Origin of the sequence: Candidatus Sodalis pierantonius str. SOPE (genome assembly GCF_000517405.1) — a bacterium.
Lineage (GTDB): Bacteria > Pseudomonadota > Gammaproteobacteria > Enterobacterales > Enterobacteriaceae > Sodalis_C > Sodalis_C pierantonii.
Genome location: NZ_CP006568.1, coordinates 3,650,040 through 3,669,864 on the forward strand (window position 1 = coordinate 3,650,040; position 19,825 = coordinate 3,669,864).

Here is a 19,825-nt window from a genome sequence, read left to right on the forward strand (position 1 = left end):
TCAGAAGATGAGCGAACACGTGATCGAATATCACTGGAATGGGTGATCGGAAAATATGACCCTGTACACGATTCTGTGTAAATGCCTTTTCTCAGAAGTGACCGTCCAGGCGGTCACCGAACTCGATAATAAAGCGGCTCATTGCCATGCGCCAGTCCCTCAAAGGCATTGTCCATTTCTGTGAGGCCGCCTGTATCGCCAGCCACACCACCTTTTTCACTGCGTCGTCGGTCGGGAACACCTTGCGCTTTTTGATGGCATGCCGGATCACGCTGTTTAACGACTCGATGGCGTTGGTCGTGTAGATCACCTTGCGGATGTCCGTTGGGTAGGCAAAGAACGTGGCCAGATTGGCCCAGTTTGCCTGCCAGCTTCGACTTATTTGCGGGTAGCGGATGTCCCAGGCACTGGAGAACGCTTCCAGCGCCTGCAAGCCGGCTTCTTCCGTAGGGGCCTGATAGATAGCTTTCAGGTCGCGGGTGACGGCCTTGTAGTCCTTCCAGGAGACGAACCGCAGGCTGTTGCGCACCATATGCACGATACACAGCTGGAGCCGCGCCTCCGGATACACCGCGTTAATAGCGTCAGGGAAACCTTTCAGCTCGTCTACGCAGGCGATAAGGATATCGTTCAGGCCGCGGTTTTTCAGCTCTGTCAGCACGTTCAGCCAGAACTTTGCGCCTTCATTTTCGGCCAGCCACATACCTAGCAACTCTTTCTGGCCTTCGATGTTGATGCCCAGCGCCAGGAACACAGATTTGTTGATGATGCGGCTGTCCTGCCGGACTTTTAGAACGATACAGTCAAGATAAACAATGGGATAGACTGCATCCAGAGGCCGGTTTTGCCATTCAACAACCTGCTCCATGACCGCATCGGTGACCTTTGAGACCAGCGCCGGCGAGACATCGGCGTCATACAGCTCCTTGAACGCGGCGGCGATCTCGCGGGTGGTCATCCCTTTGGCGTACAACGATAAAATCTGGTTATCCATCCCGGTAATCCGGGTCTGGTTCTTCTTCATCAGTTGCGGTTCAAAGGAACCGTCACGATCGCGCGGAGTACGCAGCGCCAGCGGGCCATCGCCAGTGGTAACGGTTTTTGTGGAATAGCCGTTGCGGGCGTTGGTCCCCGGTTTAGGCTGATTTTTATCGTAGCCGAGGTGATGGGTCATTTCGGCATTGAGAGCTGCTTCGACGCTGATTTTTTTCAGCAGCCGATCGAAGTGACTGAGATCTTCAGGGGTTTTGAGATTTTTGGCCAGTTCGTTAGCCAGAGCCTGCAACTGTTTTTCGTCCATAAATTAACCTGTTTTTGATGTTGGATTGAACATATCAAAATCAGGCAAATACACAAATTTCTAAACAGGCTCCCTTTTCTCAGAAGTGACCGTTCAGGCGGTCACCGAACTCGATAATAAAGCGGCTCATTGCCATGCGCCAGTCCCTCAAAGGCATTGTCCATTTCTGTGAGGCCGCCTGTATCGCCAGCCACACCACCTTTTTCACTGCGTCGTCGGTCGGGAACACCTTGCGCTTTTTGATGGCATGCTGGATCACGCTGTTTAACGACTCGATGGCGTTGGTCGTGTAGATCACCTTGCGGATGTCCGTTGGGTAGGCAAAGAACGTGGCCAGATTGGCCCAGTTTGCCTGCCAGCTTCGACTTATTTGCGGGTAGCGGATGTCCCAGGCACTGGAGAACTCTTCCAGCGCCTGCAAGCCGGCTTCTTCCGTAGGGGCCTGATAGATAGAGCTTTCAGGTCGCGGGTGACGGCCTTGTAGTCCTTCCAGGAGACGAACCGCAGGCTGTTGCGCACCATATGCACGATACACAGCTGGAGCCGCGCCTCCGGATACACCGCGTTAATAGCGTCAGGGAAACCTTTCAGCCCGTCTACGCAGGCGATAGGGATATCGTTCAGGCCGCGGTTTTTCAGCTCTGTCAGCACGTTCAGCCAGAACTTTGCGCCTTCATTTTCGGCCAGCCACATACCTAGCAACTCTTTCTGGCCTTCGATGTTGATGCCCAGCGCCAGGAACACTGATTTGTTGATGATGCGGCTGTCCTGCCGGATTTTTAGAACGATACAGTCAAGATAAACAATGGGATAGACTGCATCCAGAGGCCGGTTTTGCCATTCGACAACCTGCTCCATGACCGCATCGGTGACCTTTGAGACCAGCGCCGGCGAGACATCGGCGTCATACAGCTCTTTGAACGCAGCGGCGATCTCGCGGGTGGTCATCCCTTTGGCGTACAACGATAAAATCTGGTTATCTATCCCGGTAATTCGGGTCTGGTTCTGCTTCACCAGTTGCGGTTCAAAGGAACCGTCACGATCGCGCGGAGTACGCAGCGCCAGCGGGCCATCGCCAGTGGTAACGGTTTTTGTGGAATAGCCGTTGCGGGCGTTGGTCCCCGGTTTAGGCTGATTTTTATCGTAGCCGAGGTGATGGGTCATTTCGGCATTGAGAGCTGCTTCGACGCTGATTTTTTTCAGCAGCCGATCGAAGTGACTGAGATCTTCAGGGGTTTTGAGATTTTTGGCCAGTTCGTTAGCCAGAGCCTGCAACTGTTTTTCGTCCATAAATTAACCTGTTTTTGATGTTGGATTGAACATATCAAAATTAGGCAAATACACAAATTTCTAAACAGGCTCTCGGAATCTGCAGCGCGCGCGTCTCATCATCCATCAGTACTACACTCGCCGTTAATCGGCTGCGTTGCAGGCAGTCCGGGTCAACATAGATCAGATTTTCATCAACCGAGTCGACCGGCTATATCGCGCCCCCTGCTTTTTACCGACTTTGAGGCACGCGGTATAGTCGTTTATTTCCTGGGCAATATAGCGGGCCAATTTCCCGTTACTGTGGTAGCACTCCTGCGGCAGGCTCCGCTGCATGATGATCATCCGCGTGCCATTTTCCAGTATCTGGATAATCACTCGCGGCACCGTCAAAAGGGCGCTTCCCAATTGGGGCAGTAATATGGCCGGCGCATCCCTTTGCAACCGCAAAGACCGAAAATCAAGGAACGTCTGATAGATTTTACCCCCCTGTTTGGCGACGGTGGGAAACGGGAGCCACGCGTCGAGACGAGCGGTCTGTGACGGCGCATCATCATTCATCAAGGCCCACTGCAAAGTAAAATCATAGGTCGCATTGGCATCAATATAGATAAGATTCTCTTTTTCTCCATCGCCGGGGATGATACGCGTACCGTCTCGCTTGCCGGCCTGAACGGGCACCCCAGGCAAAGCGTTAAGCGCTTGCGCTACTTTGCTCGGCCACCGCCGTTTGTCCGCATCCTGCGCGGCAATATTAACGATGCGTTTCAGTAACGGCTTCTCGTCGCCCGCGCTAAAACTGAGATAAATTTGGCTCATTAGGGGTAGGTCGCAACACGCCTCCAAAGGAGCTAGCGCAATGTCATTGCTCTCATCGAGCGTTGCATGACCTATTTCGTGTGGCACGGGCGGTTGAGGGGGCGGTGTGGGATCAGCGTGGCGCAACCGAACGTGGTCGTTCTCCACCAGAAATTGTTGCAGCGCGCACTGCATTTTCCGCTCGCCGTACAACAAAATAAGTATCGCGCCGAGCAGCCCGTCGCTCTCCGCGTCGGCGCCGAGCTGCGTTAAAGCCTCTTTAATAAGCTTGGGCGTCGTAAAACCGGGATAACGTTCAAAAAAAGATTCACTGTCGATCATGCCTTTCAGCAGCCTGAGAATATTCATCGCGATCAAAATGAACGACATATCGAGAAGATCGGAACGGGGCCGGCGGACGCTGACTAGGCGATGCCACCGCAGGTATAGGCGCTCTAATAAATTATGCAACCGCAAATGCCAAACGACGCTTTCATGTAGACGTCTGGCGCCGAACGTCTTCTGCGGCGAAAATTCCAATGCGCTACCCTGCCGCTGGAATTTGTGATCCACCACCACCCGGCGATAACTTTTTACCGGTATTTGTAATCGATTGGCCAGAACTTGGGCGCAGGAGTGCGCCCCGCCATACCCCCCGTAGCAGGAGATAAGTTCTAATTCTTTTAGCGGTCTGCCGTGATTATGTAATTCATTTATCCCCAACACCACCTCGGCGCATTCCAAAGCATCGTAATGGTTAATGCTGGTAGGTGCGCCGTGGGCTTTCAACTGCATTTGCACGCTGCCGCCCGGCACGCTGGTATTATGGGTGAAGGCAATACGGCTGTCAGGACCAAGCAGCGCGGCCACGCGCGTCTTTTCGACGTTAACCGCCCCGCTCAAAACCCGATAGGACAGATCCTGTTGCTGCAAAAAACCTTTGTTGAACAACCCTAATTGCCGGGCGCTAATGATAGTATCCTTCTCACCCAACTTATTATTAAATAGATGATTGTTCCAGCCGGCAAAATGATTGTCGCCCAAGCTTAATAACATATGGTAATGTTTTTCGGGCGTATAGCAGACCACCAATTTACCCGGTTCCAGATCCCTCAGCGCCATGCTGTGGGTCACGGGGGCTTTGTTGAATAAATCGAACTTTTAGGTGACTGGCGGCTCTGATCACTACATTCGTTTCAACATCAGGTCCCCATGGCAAAGCAAAAGTTTAAAATCACCAACTGGCCCGCATATAACAATGCGCTCAGGCAGCGGGGGGACCTGACAGTATGGCTTGATGAGTCAGCCATTGCTGCATGGACTGAGAGTACACCACCTGAACATCGTGGCCGGCCGCTTCACTACACCGATATGGCCATTACCACGGTTCTGATGATAAAGCGCGTGTTTAACCTTTCGCTCCGGGCGTTACAGGGTTTCATTGACTCGATTTTTAAACTGATGGGGCTGTCGCTGCGCTGCCCAGATTACTCTCTGGTCAGCCGGCGAGCAAAAACCGTCGACATCAGCATAAAAACGCCAACCCGCGGCGAAATCTCACACCTGGTCATCGATGGCACCGGCCTGAAAGTCTTCGGCGAAGGCGAATGGAAAGTCAGGCAGCATGGGGCTGAGAGGCGCAGAGTATGGCGCAAGCTTCATCTGGCAGTAGATAGCGTGACACATGAAATTATCTGTGCCGATTTATCGCTAAGCGGTACGACAGATGCGCAGGCGCTGCCCGGGCTGATTAACCAAACCCACCGGAAAATCAGGGAAGCGTCGGCTGACAGTGCTTACGATACGCGTTACTGTCATGATGCTCTGCTGAGGAAAAAAATAAAGCCGCTTATCCCACCGCGAAGTGGTGCGCAATATTGGCCAGCTCGATACTATGAGCGTAACCATGCGGTGGCAAATCAGCATCTGAGCGGCAATAACGATACCTGGAAAAAGAAAGTAGGTTATCACCGGCGTTCACTGGCTGAAACGGCCATGTTCCGGTTTAAAACACTTCTGGGTGGTCATCTGAGTCTGCATGACTATGACGCGCAGGTAGGTGAGGCAATGGCAATGGCAATGGCAATGGCAATGGTTAAAGCACTTAACCGGATCACACTGTTAGGAATGCCAAACAGCGTCCGCATCATGTAACAATCGCCCTGATAGGGAGGAAGTCGTCACAAATTTCGGATTTATTCAACAAAGCGGGTGAATGGCGGTGTATCCTTCCTCAGGGAACAGGCGGCATTTACCGCCCAATAAATGTAGGTGAGCGCTTATGACTATGAATAGAAGAGTATCAGCCCATTAACTGTGATGATTACGATAATTTTGAGCTCGCCTGTACGCGCTATTGGGTATTGAACCTTACGCTTCGTAATGGGGAAACAGTGACCGGCGCGGCACGCGAAATGCTGTCGAGAAAGCGCGTTGAATATCTGGTTATCGAACAGGCGGGCGTCAGCCAGGACATCCGGTTGGATCACATTGCCAGCTTCACCCATCCCGAGTTGGGCACCGTGGTGGTCAGCGCAGAGTAATTCCCTCTCACTTGCGCGGGCCGCTACGGCTGCCCGCTTACCGTTAATCGCTTTCGCTATCCTCGTTTGCCACTATGCCGTCCTGGCCACCGTCTTCTGACGCGACAGCTTTTGCGTCAGTGCTGTCCGCCCGCCAAAAAAGATGCCATTGCGCCTCCGATTCCCGCGCCGCGCCCGCCCAGGTGACAAATACCCCCAGCGCCGCGATGAGCTGATCATTATAAAACAGCAGCGGCGTGCTACCGCGTCGCCACGGAGGAATAGCCAGTTCTTGCCAGATTTTTTTCAATGTACGCCCGCGGCGGCGCCCGGTGATATACAGCAGACCGCGCACGGGGCCAAAGCGCACCGACACCCGTTCGTCGGGCCGCGGTGCGCGCACCACAGCCTCGGGCAGCGCCGCACTGGCGGCACCGTCGGTGTTGACGACGATCCCTCCCGCGGCGACGTTGTCGTGCGCGGCGATATTAGCATCACTAGCGACAGGAGTATCAGCGGCGGCACCGGCATCAGAGGCAACACCGGCGGCGTCAGAAATAACACCGGCAGCAGCAGCGGCGCTAAGATCAGAGGCGGCGGCATTAGCCTCAGCGGCGACGATCGCGGCACCGACGTCCAGGCGCCCCCCGGGGACGTTGTCGGGCATCGGCGGCGCGTTAGCTATGCCCTGCGCCACGCTGTTGAAGCCCACCGGGCGTCGATGGAGGATTCCTAGCCCTGAGGGCAACCTAAGCCTTTCGCTTTGCGGCGGCCAGGGCACTATCGCCGCGCCATCGGAAAGCGTCGGCAATTGCGGCAGCACATACAGACGGTCGCGAAAGCGTCGCACCTGCCGGTCGTCGAGCTGCATTTGTGCAACCGCATCGCGCCGGCTGAGCGCCACCTCTTGCCACAGGCGGGCCAATTGCTGGCGTGAGGGCATTCTCACGCCGCGGCTGGCCAACCAGCGCCGTAAAACGGCCGCGCGCCGGATATCGCTCATCGCCGTTAGCGCCGTCAAGCGCAGCGACCCGTTCGGCAGGGTAAGCGTCTCCAGCGTCTCCGCCAGCAGTTCATCCAAAAGCCGCTCCTGCTCGGCGCAAAGCTGCGCGCTGCGCGCCGCGGCGGCGGCAAATTGCGGCCAGCGCTGCCGCAGGGGCGGCAGGATCCGCAGGCGCAGAAAATTGCGATCGAACCGCAGGTCGCTATTGCTGTCATCCTCAATCCAGCGGAGCCCGCGTGCACGGGCGTACGCCTCCAGCTCCGCACGGCCGCACTCCAGCAGGGGCCGCACCAGGCGGCGACCGCGAAATGGCGCATCCGCCGCCATCGCCGCCAGGCCGGCCGGACCGCTACCGCGTTTAAGCGCCAGCAACAGCGTTTCCGCCTGATCGTCTTGATGTTGGGCGGTAAGCAACACCTCATCGTCCCCCAGCGTCGCCGCCAGCGCCTGGTAACGGGCGCTACGCGCCGCCGCCTCAATGCCCTCGGGCGTCCCGTCGAGCACCACATGCGCCGTGCTAAACGCAACGTCGCGCCGGCGGCATTCGTGCGCGCAATGGGCGGCCCAACGATCGGCGTGGCGGCTTAATCCATGATGGACATGAACCGCCCGCAGCGCCGGCGCGTCTGCGCCATCCAGGTCGTCATCACCGTCGCGCAGCGCGGTGAGGGCATCCAGTAATACCGTGGAATCGAGCCCGCCGCTGAATGCCAGCAGCAGCGCGCGATAAGGCGCGACACGGGCTGCGACACGACGGCGCAGCGCCTGCACCTGCCCAACGGCATCAGGCTTCATACAGCTACAGCGGTAACCGATCGGGATCGGTAAAAAAAGTGAATTTCTTGCCGGTGAGCACATCAACCCGCACCGGCTCGCAGGCCACGCCGTCGGCCTCTAGGCTGGCAATCGCCCCATCGATGTCGGCGACGCTGAAGGCTAAATGGCGCAACCCCTGGGCTTCCGGCCGGCTGAGCCGCCCCAGCGCGCCGGGAAAGGAGAACAGCTCAATCAGATACTCCCCTTGCAGCGCCAGATCCCCTTTCCAAGAGTCCCGTTCGGCGCGGTAATGTTCGCCGATAAGCGTAAAGCCCAGCACCTGGCAGTAAAAATGTTTACTGCGCGCATAATCGCTGGCGATAATGGCGATATGGTGCATTCGTTGTAGGCTAATCATGTTTCAAGATCCCCGTCTCCATTCTGTGTCCCGCCGGCGGCAACTCGGTCGCCGCCGTTCCGCCCGCGACCAGCGTCCCCGCCTTTGTACCAATTTTCCCACGGCTCGTACAGGGCGGTTGCGCCCATGCCGTCCGCCGGGTGGCGCTTTATTTCAGGACCCGTACCCAATAGCGGCCATCGTCGGTCAGTTCAGCGCCGTGAATATCGGTTTCAAAGCCCGGATAATGTTGGCCGATTGAACACAGCATCAAAAGGAAATCCAGCACCGCGCGGCTGCCTTCGGTGATCATCTCGCCGGGCATCACCACCGGTACCCCCGGCGAGTACGGCAACAGCATGTTGGCGGAAATGCGGCCAACCATTTGCGACAGCTCAACGGTTTCTACGTTACCGCGCACCTGCTGCTGGAACGCGGCGTAAGGCGTCATTTTCATCTCGGGAAGCACCGCGAAAGTATTGAGCATCAGTTGCGGCAGATGCTGCTGGCGGATTAACCCGTGGATACCCTGCGCCAAGTCCTGAATACGCATGTGGCGGTAGAAATCAGGATCTTCCGCGTACAGGTCCGGCAACATATTGCGCACGCGCAGATTAAGATCGTAGGCGCGCTTAAACTCGGTCAACCCGCGCAATAGGCTCATCGCCTTGGTTTTATCAATACCAATACTAAACAAAAACAGCAGATTATAAGGACCGGTTTTTTCCACCACCACGCCGCGCTCATTGAGGAACTTGGCCACCAGCGAAGCCGGGATCCCCTCCGACGCCATCTCGCCGGTCTCGTCCATTCCCGGCGTCAGGATGGTGACCTTGATGGGATCGAGGTACATATGGTCGGCGTCGGCATCGCGAAACCCGTGCCACGGCGCGCCCGGCTCCACCGGCCAGCAGACGGCGTCTTCAATGATCTCAGGCTGCCAGATATCGAAAAACCAGCCCTCCGACTCCTGAAGTAAACGGTAAACCTCTTTACGAAAATGCAGCGCCCGCTCAATGGAGCGTTGAATCAGGCGGCGCCCCGGTTTGCCGCGCACCATCGCCGCCGCCATCTCAATGGACGCCACGATGCCGTAATGGGGCGAGGTGGTGGTGTGCATCATGTACGCTTCGTTAAAGGTGAGTTCATCATAATCACCCTTAATATGGATAATTGACGCCTGTGAAAAGGCCGCCAGCAATTTGTGCGTCGATTGCGTCTCGAAGATGACTTTGTCGGGGGTTCGCTCTCCGCTCATGTCGCTTTTGCCGCGATAGATAGGATGGAAATTGGTGTACGGCACCCAAGCGGAGTCAAAATGGATCGACGGCACCGCCAGCGTCTGTTTAATGTACTGCGTGTTATACAGCAGACCATCATAAGTGGAGTTGGTAATTACCGCATGCACAGGCCAACTGGCCTGCGGGGTCGCTGCCACCTTCTGCGCGATGCACGCGCGGCTGAACTGCCGCTGCGGAATTCCCCCCAAAATGCCGTAGGCGTTGCGGCTCGGCGTCAGGTAAATCGGCACCACATCGCTCATCAGCAGCAGGTGAGCCAGCGACTTATGGCAGTTGCGGTCAATGAGCACCGTACTGCCGGCGGGGCTGGCGTACATACCGACGATTTTGTTGGAGGTGGAGGTCCCGTTGGTGACCATATAACTCTGCTCGGCGCCGAAAGTGCGGGCGATATACTCCTCCGCCTCCAGGTGGGAGCTGGTATGGTCCAACAGCGATCCCAGTTCGGTCACCGAAATCGACACGTCCGCCTTCAGCGTATTGCCGCCGAAGAAGTCATAAAACAGGCTGCCCACCGGGCTCTTCTGATAGGCGGTACCGGCCATATGGCCCGGCGTGCAAAAAGTATATTTACCCTCTTCCACATAATGGAACAGCGCCTTGGTCAAAGGCGGCATGATGGCATCAATATATTCGGCGGTATATTGCCGGATACGCTGGCTAATATCGGCGGCGGCGTTTAAGCCATATTCAAAAAAATAGAGCGCCATGCGCATATCATTGGCGCTGACATCAAGCACCGAATGGGTGCTGATAAACGCATACAGCGGCAGATACTCGTTGATCTCGTTAATGGCCAGGCAGAGATCCATGCCGTACTGTTCCCAGTCGAAAATAATGCCTGCAATGCGCGGATTTTGCTCAAGTAAGGTTAATAAATCCTGGCTGCCGCTGGGATAGACAATGTGATAGCCCTGATCGGTCAGCGCCTGTGCCAGCTCCCGCACCGGTTCGGCTTTGTAAAATACATGTTCCGGCAAAAGTATTGCAATGATATTCATTCAACGCATCCTTCGTAAGACCTTCGCTCAGTTATCTCGGCCGAAAGTTAAGCATAGCCGGCATTGCGACTGGCCGGGCGCGGCCAAAGCACATCGCCGGCCGAAAAAAAACACCCCGCTGGCGCGAACATGCGGGGTGTGAGACATCGCCGGTCTGGCCCGGGCACCTCGAGCGTCGGCGTCCGGCGTCGGTCACTCAGCAATAGCCATAGTTCATCAGGCGGTGATAACGGCGGTTGAGCAACTCTTCCTCGTTGAGACCGTCAAGCTCGGCCAAATCGTCCAGCAGTTGCGTTTTCAGAGCGGCGGCAATGGTCGGCACATCGCGGTGCGCGCCGCCCAGCGGCTCCGGCACGATGCTGTCGATTAGCTCCAGCTCTTTCAGGCGCGAGGCAATAATGCCCATCGCTTCGGCAGCGATGGGCGCTTTGTCCGCGCTTTTCCACAAAATAGAGGCACAGCCTTCCGGGGAGATCACCGAATAGGTGCTGTACTGCAACATGTTGACCTTATCGCCCACGCCAATCGCCAGCGCGCCGCCGGAGCCGCCCTCGCCTATTACGGTGCAGATCACCGGCACCCGCAGGCCCGACATTTCGCGCAGGTTTTTTGCGATAGCCACGGACTGGCCGCGCTCTTCGGCGCCGACACCCGGGTAGGCGCCCGGCGTATCGATGAAGGTAAGCAGCGGCAGATTGAACCGATCCGCCATCTCCATCAGCCGCAGCGCCTTGCGGTAACCTTCCGGCGCCGGCATCCCGAAGTTGCGGCGGATCTTCTCTTTCGTTTCCCGCCCTTTCTGGTGGCCGATGATCATCACCGGCCGCGAATCCAAACGCGCGATGCCGCCGACGATGGCTTTATCATCGGCATAGGCGCGATCGCCCGCCAATTCGTCAAAATCGGTGAAGATATGCCGCACATAATCCAGCGTATAGGGACGCATCGGATGTCGCGCCAGCTGGGCGATTTGCCAAGCGCCCAGATCGGAGAAAATTTTCCGCGTCAGCTCCACGCTTTTTTCACGCAGGCGCTGCACCTCTTCATCCAGATTAATATCTAATTTTTCGTCTTGACGGCTGACTGCGGTCAGCGAGTCAATTTTCGCTTCCAGCTCTGCAATCGGCTGTTCAAAATCAAGAAAATTCAGACTCATAGTATTCCTATATTAGTCAAATTCCAGTTCCACCTGTTCATTTCCCACAAGTGTTCGCAAGTCATTCAGTAAACGGTCGGTCGGCGTCACCCGCCAGGTTGCCCCAAAGCGCAGCCGCGCGCGCGCATCTTGCCGTTGATAATAAAGATGCACTGGAATCGTCCCCGATCGATGCGGTTCCAACGATAAACGGAGACGGTTTAATAGCTGGTCATCAATTTGCCTGTCGATCAGCGAGATAGCAAGCCCGCGCGCATATTTTTCACGTGCTTCGCTAATATCCATCAATTCACGGGCGGTCATCTTAAACCTACCGTTGAAATCATCAAAGCTGACCTGTCCCTGAGCGATAAGGATACGGTCTTTTACCAGTAAATACTGGTATTTTTCCAGTGCATCCGTGAACAGCATCACGTCCAGCCGGCCGGAACGATCGTCTAGCGTACAAACGCCGATCCGGTTGCCCCGCTTGGTGACCATCACCCGCGCGGAGAGCACCAGCCCCACCGCGGTCACCATTTTGCCGCGATCGATGGGGTGCATATCCTTCAGGCGCACCCCGCCGGCATAGCGTTCAATCTCGCGCAGATATTGGGTGATGGGATGCCCGGTCAGGTACAGGCCAAGCGTTTCCCGCTCGCCGTCCAGCACCACCTGCTCCGGCCATGGCGCCACGGTACTGTAGGAGGCTTCCACCGCTTCCGGCTCCTCCGCCAGCACGCCGAACATATCGCCCTGACCAATGGTCTCGGCTTTAGCATGCTGATCGGCGGCCTTGAGCGCGTCGCCGAGAGAGTTCATCAGCGCGGCGCGGTGCGGCCCCAGGCGGTCGAAAGCGCCGGACATTATCAGCTTTTCCAGCACGCGACGATTGAGCTTTTTGATATCGGTGCGCGCGCACAAATCAAACAGCTCACGGAAATGGCCGTCCTGATTGCGCGCCTCGATAATGGCTTCAATAGGGCCTTCCCCCACGCCTTTAATGGCGCCGATGCCGTAGACTATCTCGCCCTCTTCGTTGACGTGAAAATGGTACTGGCCGCTATTGATATCCGGCGGCAGGACCTTCAGGCCCATACGCAGACATTCGTCCACCAGCCCCACGACCTTTTCGGTGTTATCCATATCGGCGGTCATTACCGCCGCCATGAACTCGGCGGGATAATGGGCTTTCAACCACAGCGTCTGATACGACACCAGCGCATAGGCGGCGGAGTGGGATTTGTTAAAGCCGTAGCCGGCGAATTTTTCCACCAGATCGAAGATCTTCATCGACAGTTCGCCGTCGACGCCGATACTTTCCGCTCCGGCTTTGAATACCGAGCGCTGTTTGGCCATCTCCTCCGGCTTCTTTTTCCCCATCGCGCGGCGCAGCATATCCGCGCCGCCCAGGGTATAGCCCGCCAGCACCTGGGCTATCTGCATCACCTGTTCCTGGTAAAGGATGATGCCATAAGTCGGCTCCAGCACCGGTTGCAGTGAGGGATGTTGCCACTCGATATCGGGATAGGAGATGGCTTCGCGGCCGTGCTTGCGGTCGATAAAGTTGTCCACCATGCCCGATTGCAGCGGACCGGGCCGGAACAGCGCCACCAGCGCGATCATATCCTCGAAACAGTCGGGCTGCAGGCGCTTTATCAGATCCTTCATGCCGCGCGATTCCAGCTGGAATACCGCCGTGGTTTCAGAGCGCTGCAGCATATCGAAGCTTTTCTTATCCTCCAGCGGGATAGCCGCGATATCGATGGGCTCCAAACCCTGCCGGGCGCGGCGGGCGTTGATCATTTCCAGCGCCCAGTTGATGATGGTCAAGGTGCGCAGGCCGAGGAAGTCAAACTTCACCAGGCCGGCATATTCCACATCGTTTTTATCGAACTGGGTAACGGGATGGTTGCCTTCGGCATCGCAATAAAGCGGCGCGAAATCGGTGATTTTGGTGGGCGCGATCACCACGCCCCCGGCGTGTTTGCCGGCGTTGCGCGTGACACCTTCGAGCTTGCGCGCCATATCAATCAGCGCTTTGACCTCTTCGTCGGCGTCATAGATGGCCTGCAATTGCGGCTCCGCGACGAAGGCTTTTTCCAGCGTCATGCCGGGATCGGGGGGGACCAATTTGGAAATGCGATCCACAAAACCGTAAGGGTGGCCCAGCACCCGGCCGACGTCGCGGATGACCGCTTTGGCCGCCATGGTACCGAAGGTGATAATTTGCGAAACCGCGTCGCGACCGTAGGTCTCGGCCACGTGATCTATCACCAGATCGCGCTTCTCCATACAGAAGTCGACGTCGAAGTCCGGCATCGATACGCGTTCCGGGTTCAGGAAACGTTCAAACAGCAAATCGAACGCCAGCGGGTCAAGATCGGTGATTTTCAGCGCATAGGCCACCAGCGAGCCCGCGCCAGATCCGCGCCCCGGTCCGACCGGTACGCCGTTATCCTTCGACCACTGGATAAACTCCATCACTATCAGGAAGTATCCCGGGAACCCCATCTGGTTTATCACCTGCAGTTCGATGTCCAGACGTTCGTCGTAGGCCGGGCGATGCTCGCGCCGCCTATCGGCATCGGGAAACAGGAATGCCAACCGCTCCTCCAGGCCTTCGCGCGCGCATTTGACCAGATAATCCTCGGTGGACATTTCGCCGGTCGGAAACTGCGGCAGGAAATACTCGCCGAGGCGGATAGTGACGTTGCAGCGCCGGGCGATTTCCACGCTGTTGGCCAGCGCTTCCGGCAGATCGGCGAATAGCTCGCACATCTCCTCCTCGCTGCGCATATACTGCTGCGGGCTATAATTGCGCGGCCGCTTGGCGTCATCGAGGGTAAAGCCGTCGTGTATCGCCACCCGGATCTCGTGGGCGTCGAAATCATCCGCGCTGGTAAAGCGCACATCGTTGGTGGCCACTACCGGTAGGCCTCGACGCGCCGCCAGCTCCACCGCGGCGTGCAGGTAACTCTCTTCGTCCGCCCGGCCGGTGCGGATGAGTTCCAGATAATAGCGGTCGGGGAAATAGCGCTCGTAAAACGCCAGGCACTGTTCCACCTGGGGCATATTACCGCGCATCAAGTATTTACCGACATCCCCTTTGCGCGCCCCGGAGAGCAGAATCAATCCCTCGTTATGCTCAATCAGCCAGTCGCGATCGATGACCGGCCCGGCGGCGCCGTAGCCGCGTTTGTAGGCGTCCGATATCAGCAGGGTCAGGTGCTGATAGCCCACATTATTGGCCGCCAGAATGGTCAATTCCGCCAGTTCATCGCCCAGCATCTCGCTTTGTACGAAAAAATCCGCGCCGATAATCGGTTTGATGCCGGCGCCGTGGGCGCTGCCGTAAAATTTAACCAGGCCGCATAAATTGGTGAAATCCGTGATGGCCAGCGCCGGCATATGCAGAGCCGCGGCTTTTTTTACCAACGGTCCGACTTTGACCAACCCATCGATCATGGAATAGTCGCTGTGTACGCGCAGGTGAATAAAACGTGGTTCGGCCATAGATGCTACCCGATGTGAAGTGTTGGCGCGACGATCGCGCCGCGCGACAATGCCAGGTTCATGCCGGCTCCAGCAACCTCCGGACCGGAGCAAAGCTTCGTCGATGATGCACGGTCGCCCCATGCAGCACCAGCTTTTCCAAATGGAAAGCGGTGGGATACCCCTTATGCTGGGCGAAACCATATTCGGGGAACTGCTGGTGCAGCGCGGCCATCTCCCGATCGCGGGTCACTTTGGCAATGATGGAGGCGGCGCTGATTTCGGCCACCCTGCTATCGCCTTTCACTACCGCCTGTGAAGGCATAGGCAGCAGGGGGCAGCGGTTGCCGTCCACCAGTACAAAATCCGGCGCGACGGCCAGACCCGCGACCGCCCGCTGCATCGCCAGCAGCGTGGCCTGAAAAATATTGATCTGGTCAATTTCATAGGCTTCGGCGCGGCCCACGCTCCAGGCCAGCGCGTGGCGGGTGATGTCCTCATACAACGCCTCGCGCTGCTTTTCACTTAGCTTTTTCGAGTCCGCCAGCCCCGCCACCGGCCGGGCGGGATCCAGGATCACGGCGGCGGTCACCACCGCCCCCACCAAAGGCCCGCGCCCGACTTCGTCGACGCCGGCGATAAGCGTCGCCACAGGATAGATAAAAGGTTCCGTCATGCGTATCACTACCTGCAAGAGTATTATCGGTTAATCAGCGCCAGCACCGCGCGCGCCGCCTGTTCATCGGCGTTGCAGCGAATCTGCTGATGCAATTGGCGAAACGTGGCCAGCAGCGCCGCGCGCTCGGCATCATCGTCGAGCAGCTCGATGACGGCCGCCGCCAGCGCGTCCGGCCGGCACGCCTCCTGCAATAATTCCTTGACCAGCTCACGCCCGGCCAGCAAATTGGGCAGCGACACCCACTGGGTTTTCACCAGCCGCCACGCCAGCGCGAACGTCATCGGCTTCATGCGGTAGCCCACCACCATGGGGCACTTGGCCAGCATACACTCAAGCGACGCGGTGCCGGAGGCCAACAGGGCGGCATCAGCGGCAATCATCGCCTGACGGGCCTGATTGTCCAGAAGCCTGACCGACAACGCCGGCGCCATCTCCGCCTTGACATGCTCAAACTGCGCCCGCCGGGCCGGATTCACCAACGGCACGACAATCTCTAGCCCTGGGAAACGCTGGCTCACCTTCTCGGCGGCGCGCAGAAAATCCGCGCTCAGCATCGCCACCTCGCTGTGGCGACTGCCCGGCAGCAGCGCCAGACAGCGCGCGGTGGCGGGAATGCCCAGCTTCTGCCGCGCGGCGGCTTTATCCGGATCGAGCAGCATGACGTCCGCCAGCGTATGGCCGATAAACTGGCAGGGGACATGGTGGCGGTCGTAAAACGCCTTTTCAAACGGCAGGAAAGCCAACACATTATCCGTGGCGCGGCCGATTTTGAACACCCGCTTTTGCCGCCAGGCCCAGACGGAAGGGCTAACGTAATGAATAGTGCGGATGCCACGCCGCTTGAGGCGGCCTTCCAAGGTAATCGTAAAATCCGGCGCGTCGATACCGACAAAAACGTCGGGCCGCAGCGCAGCGAAGCGGCGAGTCAGATCGCGGCGGATGCGCAACAGCCGCGGCAGGCGCTCGAGCACCTCGACGATACCCATTACCGCCAATTCTTCCATGTCGTACCAGGCTTCCATTCCTTCCGCCTGCATGCGCGGGCCGGCGACACCGACAAAGCGGGCCTCCGGTAGATGGCCGCGCAGGGCGCGTATCAGACCGGCGCCGAGAATATCGCCGGAGGTCTCTCCGGCTACCAGACCGATGGTAATGGGACGTGCCGACATAATCAGCGGATGATACCGCGCTGCGAGCGTGACAGGAAGTCCAGGAAGGTATTTACCACCTGATGCTCCTGCGCCAGCGCTTCCAGCTCCGGTTTGGCTTCGTCGAGGGTTTTGCCGCTGCGGTAAATAATTTTATAAGCGGCGCGGATCGCGTGAAGCGCGGCGCGATCGAAACCGCGGCGCTTCAGCCCTTCAATGTTCAGGCCGAACGGTGTGGCGTGGTTGCCCTGGGCGATAACGAAAGGCGGTACATCCTGGGCAACGCCGGAACAGCCGCCGACCATGACGTGGGCGCCAATGACACAGAACTGATGCACCGCGGTCATGCCGCCGATAATGGCGTAATCGTCCACCGCCACATGGCCGCCGAGCGTGGCATTATTGGCCATGATGCAGCGGTCGCCCACCGCGCAGTCGTGGGCGACATGGGCATTCACCATCAGCAAATTGTCGCTGCCGACGCGAGTCACTTCTCCGCCTTGTATCGTGCCACGATGAATGGTCACGCTTTCCCGAATCCGGTTGCGGTGCCCGATTTCGACCCGCGTTGGCTCCCCGGCATACTTCAGATCCTGATTGACGTCGCCAAGGGAGGCGAACGGATAAATCTGGTTATCTTCACCGATGCGGGTAATACCGGTCACCACCACGTGGGACTTCAGCACCGTGCGCGCGCCGATTTCGACCTGCGGCCCGATAACGCAGAACGGGCCGACATGCGCGCCGACATGGATAATAGCGCCCTCTTCCACGATGGTGCTGGGATGTATAAAGGCGGATTGATCAATCACGTATTTAGGCCTCCCGGCGACGGGCGCACATCATTGACGCTTCGCAAGCCACTTCGCCATCAACTTTGGCAACACCTTTGAAGCGCGCGACGCCGCGACGCTCTTTAATGAATTCAACTTCGAGGATCATCTGATCGCCCGGCTGCACCGGACGCTTAAAACGCGCTTCATCGATGGCGGCGAAATAATAGAGTTCACCCGGCGCCAGCTTACCCGCGCTCTTGAACGCCAGAATGCCCGTCGCCTGAGCCATGGCCTCCAGGATTAACACCCCAGGAAAAATCGGTTTGCCCGGGAAATGACCCTGGAAAAACGGTTCATTGAAGGAAACATTCTTCACCGCCCGCAGAAACTTCCCTTTCTCGAAATCCAGCACGCGGTCCACCAGCAGAAACGGAAACCGGTGGGGCAGCAGTTTTAATATCTCTTCAATATGCAGAGTATGAGTGTCAGTAGTCAAAATACTCTTCCTGTCTTTAAAAAACGTGGCATTAACAACACGGCCTGCTTTAATTCCGGCAGGATAAAACAAGCAGGCCGCGAATATAATAATGGCTCGCCGGGCTTAGAAGCCTCGACGCGCATTATCCTTTATAAGGGGCGGGAGCGATTAGTTTTTTGCTAATTTTCGCTCGATGGCTTTCATCCGCTTGCTCATATCGCTGATATTCATGACTAACGCGGCGGTTTTACGCCACTCTTTATTCGGCTGTAACGGGATCCCGGAGGAGTATACGCCGGGTTCGGTTATCGGGCGCATAACCATGCCCATGCCGGTCACCGTGACTTTATCGCAAATGGCCATATGGCCATTAATGACGCTCGCGCCGCCAATCATGCAATAGCGACCGATGGTCAGACTGCCCGCCATAATAACGCCGCCGGCGACCGCGGTATTGTCACCAATAACCACGTTATGTGCAATCTGGCACTGATTATCGATAATCACGCCGTTGCCGATGGTGGTATCGTCCAGCGCGCCGCGATCGATGGTGGTGCAGGCGCCGATTTCAACCCGATCGCCGATAATGACGCGGCCCAGCTGCGGAATTTTGATCCAGTTGCCGCGATCGTTGGCATAGCCGAAACCATCGGCGCCAATAACGGTGCCGGATTGGATCAGACAACGCTCGCCGATGACGATGTCGTGATAAACGGTGACGTTAGCCCATAAGCGCGTGCCGGCGCCAATGCGGGTGTTCTTGCCGACAAAACAGCCAGGGCCGATTATCACGTCATCCCCTAGCACCACGCCGGATTCTACCACGGCGTTAGCGCCCACCGCCACCCGCTGTCCCAGGGTCGCGTCAGGCGCAATAACCGCGCTCGCGCCGATATCCTCGGCAGGCTTCGGCGTGGTGTCCATCAGCTGCGCCATGCGGGCGTAAGTCAGGTAAGGATTACTAACCACCAGCGCGGCGCCGGTGCAGAAAGGCAGACTGTCTTCGGTGAGCACCACCGCCGACGCCTGACAGGAAGAGAGTTTTTCACGAAAGCGGCTGTCCGAGAGAAACGTAATCTGGCCCGCTTGCGCGCTGCCCATGGAGGCAATGCCGGTGATGACGATCTCGCCATCACCGTGCAATTGTGCATCCAACTGCTGTGCTAGATCAGCCAGTCGAATTAAAGACATGACTTATTTGACCTGTTTCAGAACGTCAGCGGTAATGTCTTTGGCGTTGCTGGCATAAGCGACGGCGTTAGCATCGATAACGACATCATAGCCTTCCTTGGTGGCAACGCTCTTCACCGAGTCCTGAATACGGCTCAGAATTTTATTACGTTCTTCCGTCTGGCGGCGACGGTTGTCCTGCTCGAACGCTTGCGCTTTGGTGGAGAAGATCTCGCGCTGCGCCATCACCGATTTCTCCAGTGAGCTACGCTCGCTGGCTTTCATGGTGGAACCGTCACGCTGCAGACGCTGCATCTTGGTTTGCAGATCGCGTTCCATAGACTGAAGTTCGGTGGCGCGACCCTTGAATTCATTTTCGAGCTGTTTAGCGACCACGGCACGCTGCGGCGACTGCTGGAAAATACTGGAGACGTTAACCACAGCAATTTTATCGGCAGCTTGCGCGACGGTGGAGGTAGCGAGTGCTAAACCCAGGCCCGCGACATATAACCACTTTTTCACTATAAACTCCTTAACCTCTCATTGTGTTTTGCTTCATTGTAAAGCCAGGCGACAGTGTAAACCTGCTTTGCACGC

General features: G+C 57.3%; 15 protein-coding genes and 1 pseudogene. 2 read left to right on the top strand and 14 right to left on the bottom strand.

Annotation, left to right across the window (positions count from 1 at the left end; genetic code table 11):
* Nucleotides 1-91: 91 nt before the first annotated feature.
* From SOPEG_RS18205 to SOPEG_RS18220, 3 genes and pseudogenes are all read right to left on the bottom strand, one after another.
* Entirely contained in the window at nt 92-1,300 is a 1,209-nt protein-coding gene (locus tag SOPEG_RS18205) for an IS256-like element ISSoEn2 family transposase (RefSeq protein ID WP_025246416.1), read from the bottom strand.
* A gap of 79 nt (nt 1,301-1,379) precedes the next feature.
* Nucleotides 1,380-2,590 (bottom strand): annotated as a pseudogene (locus SOPEG_RS18215) (IS256 family transposase).
* Between the two features lie 162 nt (nt 2,591-2,752).
* Entirely contained in the window at nt 2,753-4,501 is a 1,749-nt protein-coding gene (locus SOPEG_RS18220) for a hypothetical protein (RefSeq protein WP_148297134.1), read from the bottom strand.
* A gap of 78 nt (nt 4,502-4,579) precedes the next feature.
* Here SOPEG_RS18220 and SOPEG_RS18225 point away from each other — a divergent pair, with 78 nt between their 5' ends.
* Together SOPEG_RS18225 and rof are read left to right on the top strand one after the other, a co-directional pair.
* A complete protein-coding gene (locus SOPEG_RS18225; protein ID WP_025246420.1) occupies nt 4,580-5,521 on the top strand; it encodes an IS5 family transposase in 942 nt (313 codons plus the stop codon).
* A 137-nt stretch (nt 5,522-5,658) separates the two neighbouring features.
* Nucleotides 5,659-5,910: a Rho-binding antiterminator gene (gene rof / locus SOPEG_RS18230; RefSeq protein WP_038469034.1), complete on the top strand. Its 252-nt coding sequence runs from the start codon at nt 5,659-5,661 to the stop codon at nt 5,908-5,910.
* Between the two features lie 43 nt (nt 5,911-5,953).
* On the opposite strand, the gene tilS is transcribed toward rof, so the two are convergent.
* From tilS to skp, 11 genes are all read right to left on the bottom strand, one after another.
* Complete coding sequence (gene tilS, locus SOPEG_RS18235; RefSeq protein ID WP_025246422.1) at nt 5,954-7,687, bottom strand: tRNA lysidine(34) synthetase TilS; 1,734 nt, start codon at nt 7,685-7,687, stop codon at nt 5,954-5,956.
* A gap of 4 nt (nt 7,688-7,691) precedes the next feature.
* Nucleotides 7,692-8,066, bottom strand: a complete 375-nt coding sequence (locus tag SOPEG_RS18240; protein WP_038469039.1) for a VOC family protein — start codon at nt 8,064-8,066, stop codon at nt 7,692-7,694.
* 148 nt (nt 8,067-8,214) lie between these two features.
* Nucleotides 8,215-10,347 carry a lysine decarboxylase LdcC gene (locus tag SOPEG_RS18245; protein WP_025246423.1) on the bottom strand — a complete coding sequence of 711 codons (2,133 nt, stop codon included), beginning with the start codon at nt 10,345-10,347 and terminating at the stop codon, nt 8,215-8,217.
* A gap of 196 nt (nt 10,348-10,543) precedes the next feature.
* On the bottom strand, nt 10,544-11,503 hold the full coding sequence (gene accA, locus SOPEG_RS18250; protein ID WP_025246424.1) for an acetyl-CoA carboxylase carboxyl transferase subunit alpha: 960 nt from the start codon (nt 11,501-11,503) through the stop codon (nt 10,544-10,546).
* Between the two features lie 12 nt (nt 11,504-11,515).
* Nucleotides 11,516-14,998 carry a DNA polymerase III subunit alpha gene (gene dnaE, locus SOPEG_RS18255; protein ID WP_025246425.1) on the bottom strand — a complete coding sequence of 1,161 codons (3,483 nt, stop codon included), beginning with the start codon at nt 14,996-14,998 and terminating at the stop codon, nt 11,516-11,518.
* A 58-nt stretch (nt 14,999-15,056) separates the two neighbouring features.
* Nucleotides 15,057-15,653: a ribonuclease HII gene (gene rnhB / locus SOPEG_RS18260; protein ID WP_025246426.1), complete on the bottom strand. Its 597-nt coding sequence runs from the start codon at nt 15,651-15,653 to the stop codon at nt 15,057-15,059.
* 23 nt (nt 15,654-15,676) lie between these two features.
* Nucleotides 15,677-16,825: a lipid-A-disaccharide synthase gene (gene lpxB / locus SOPEG_RS18265; protein WP_025246427.1), complete on the bottom strand. Its 1,149-nt coding sequence runs from the start codon at nt 16,823-16,825 to the stop codon at nt 15,677-15,679.
* A gap of 2 nt (nt 16,826-16,827) precedes the next feature.
* On the bottom strand, nt 16,828-17,616 hold the full coding sequence (lpxA, locus tag SOPEG_RS18270; protein ID WP_025246428.1) for an acyl-ACP--UDP-N-acetylglucosamine O-acyltransferase: 789 nt from the start codon (nt 17,614-17,616) through the stop codon (nt 16,828-16,830).
* Nucleotides 17,617-17,620: 4 nt separating this feature from the next.
* On the bottom strand, nt 17,621-18,076 hold the full coding sequence (gene fabZ / locus SOPEG_RS18275) for a 3-hydroxyacyl-ACP dehydratase FabZ (RefSeq protein WP_025246429.1): 456 nt from the start codon (nt 18,074-18,076) through the stop codon (nt 17,621-17,623).
* A 150-nt stretch (nt 18,077-18,226) separates the two neighbouring features.
* Nucleotides 18,227-19,249: a UDP-3-O-(3-hydroxymyristoyl)glucosamine N-acyltransferase gene (gene lpxD, locus SOPEG_RS18280; protein WP_025246430.1), complete on the bottom strand. Its 1,023-nt coding sequence runs from the start codon at nt 19,247-19,249 to the stop codon at nt 18,227-18,229.
* Between the two features lie 3 nt (nt 19,250-19,252).
* Complete coding sequence (skp, locus tag SOPEG_RS18285; RefSeq protein WP_025246431.1) at nt 19,253-19,750, bottom strand: molecular chaperone Skp; 498 nt, start codon at nt 19,748-19,750, stop codon at nt 19,253-19,255.
* Between the last annotated feature and the right edge of the window lie 75 nt (nt 19,751-19,825).

Bases quoted from the DNA above. Each gene is read 5' to 3' on its own strand.
- rnhB (WP_025246426.1), bottom strand. From the start codon at position 15,653: ATGACGGAACCTTTTATCTATCCTGTGGCGACGCTTATCGCCGGCGTC.
- SOPEG_RS18225 (WP_025246420.1), top strand. From the start codon at position 4,580: ATGGCAAAGCAAAAGTTTAAAATCACCAACTGGCCCGCATATAACAAT.
- tilS (WP_025246422.1), bottom strand. From the start codon at position 7,687: ATGAAGCCTGATGCCGTTGGGCAGGTGCAGGCGCTGCGCCGTCGTGTC.
- accA (WP_025246424.1), bottom strand. From the start codon at position 11,503: ATGAGTCTGAATTTTCTTGATTTTGAACAGCCGATTGCAGAGCTGGAA.
- lpxB (WP_025246427.1), bottom strand. From the start codon at position 16,825: ATGTCGGCACGTCCCATTACCATCGGTCTGGTAGCCGGAGAGACCTCC.
- dnaE (WP_025246425.1), bottom strand. From the start codon at position 14,998: ATGGCCGAACCACGTTTTATTCACCTGCGCGTACACAGCGACTATTCC.
- SOPEG_RS18205 (WP_025246416.1), bottom strand. From the start codon at position 1,300: ATGGACGAAAAACAGTTGCAGGCTCTGGCTAACGAACTGGCCAAAAAT.
- SOPEG_RS18240 (WP_038469039.1), bottom strand. From the start codon at position 8,066: ATGATTAGCCTACAACGAATGCACCATATCGCCATTATCGCCAGCGAT.
- lpxD (WP_025246430.1), bottom strand. From the start codon at position 19,249: ATGTCTTTAATTCGACTGGCTGATCTAGCACAGCAGTTGGATGCACAA.
- SOPEG_RS18245 (WP_025246423.1), bottom strand. From the start codon at position 10,347: ATGAATATCATTGCAATACTTTTGCCGGAACATGTATTTTACAAAGCC.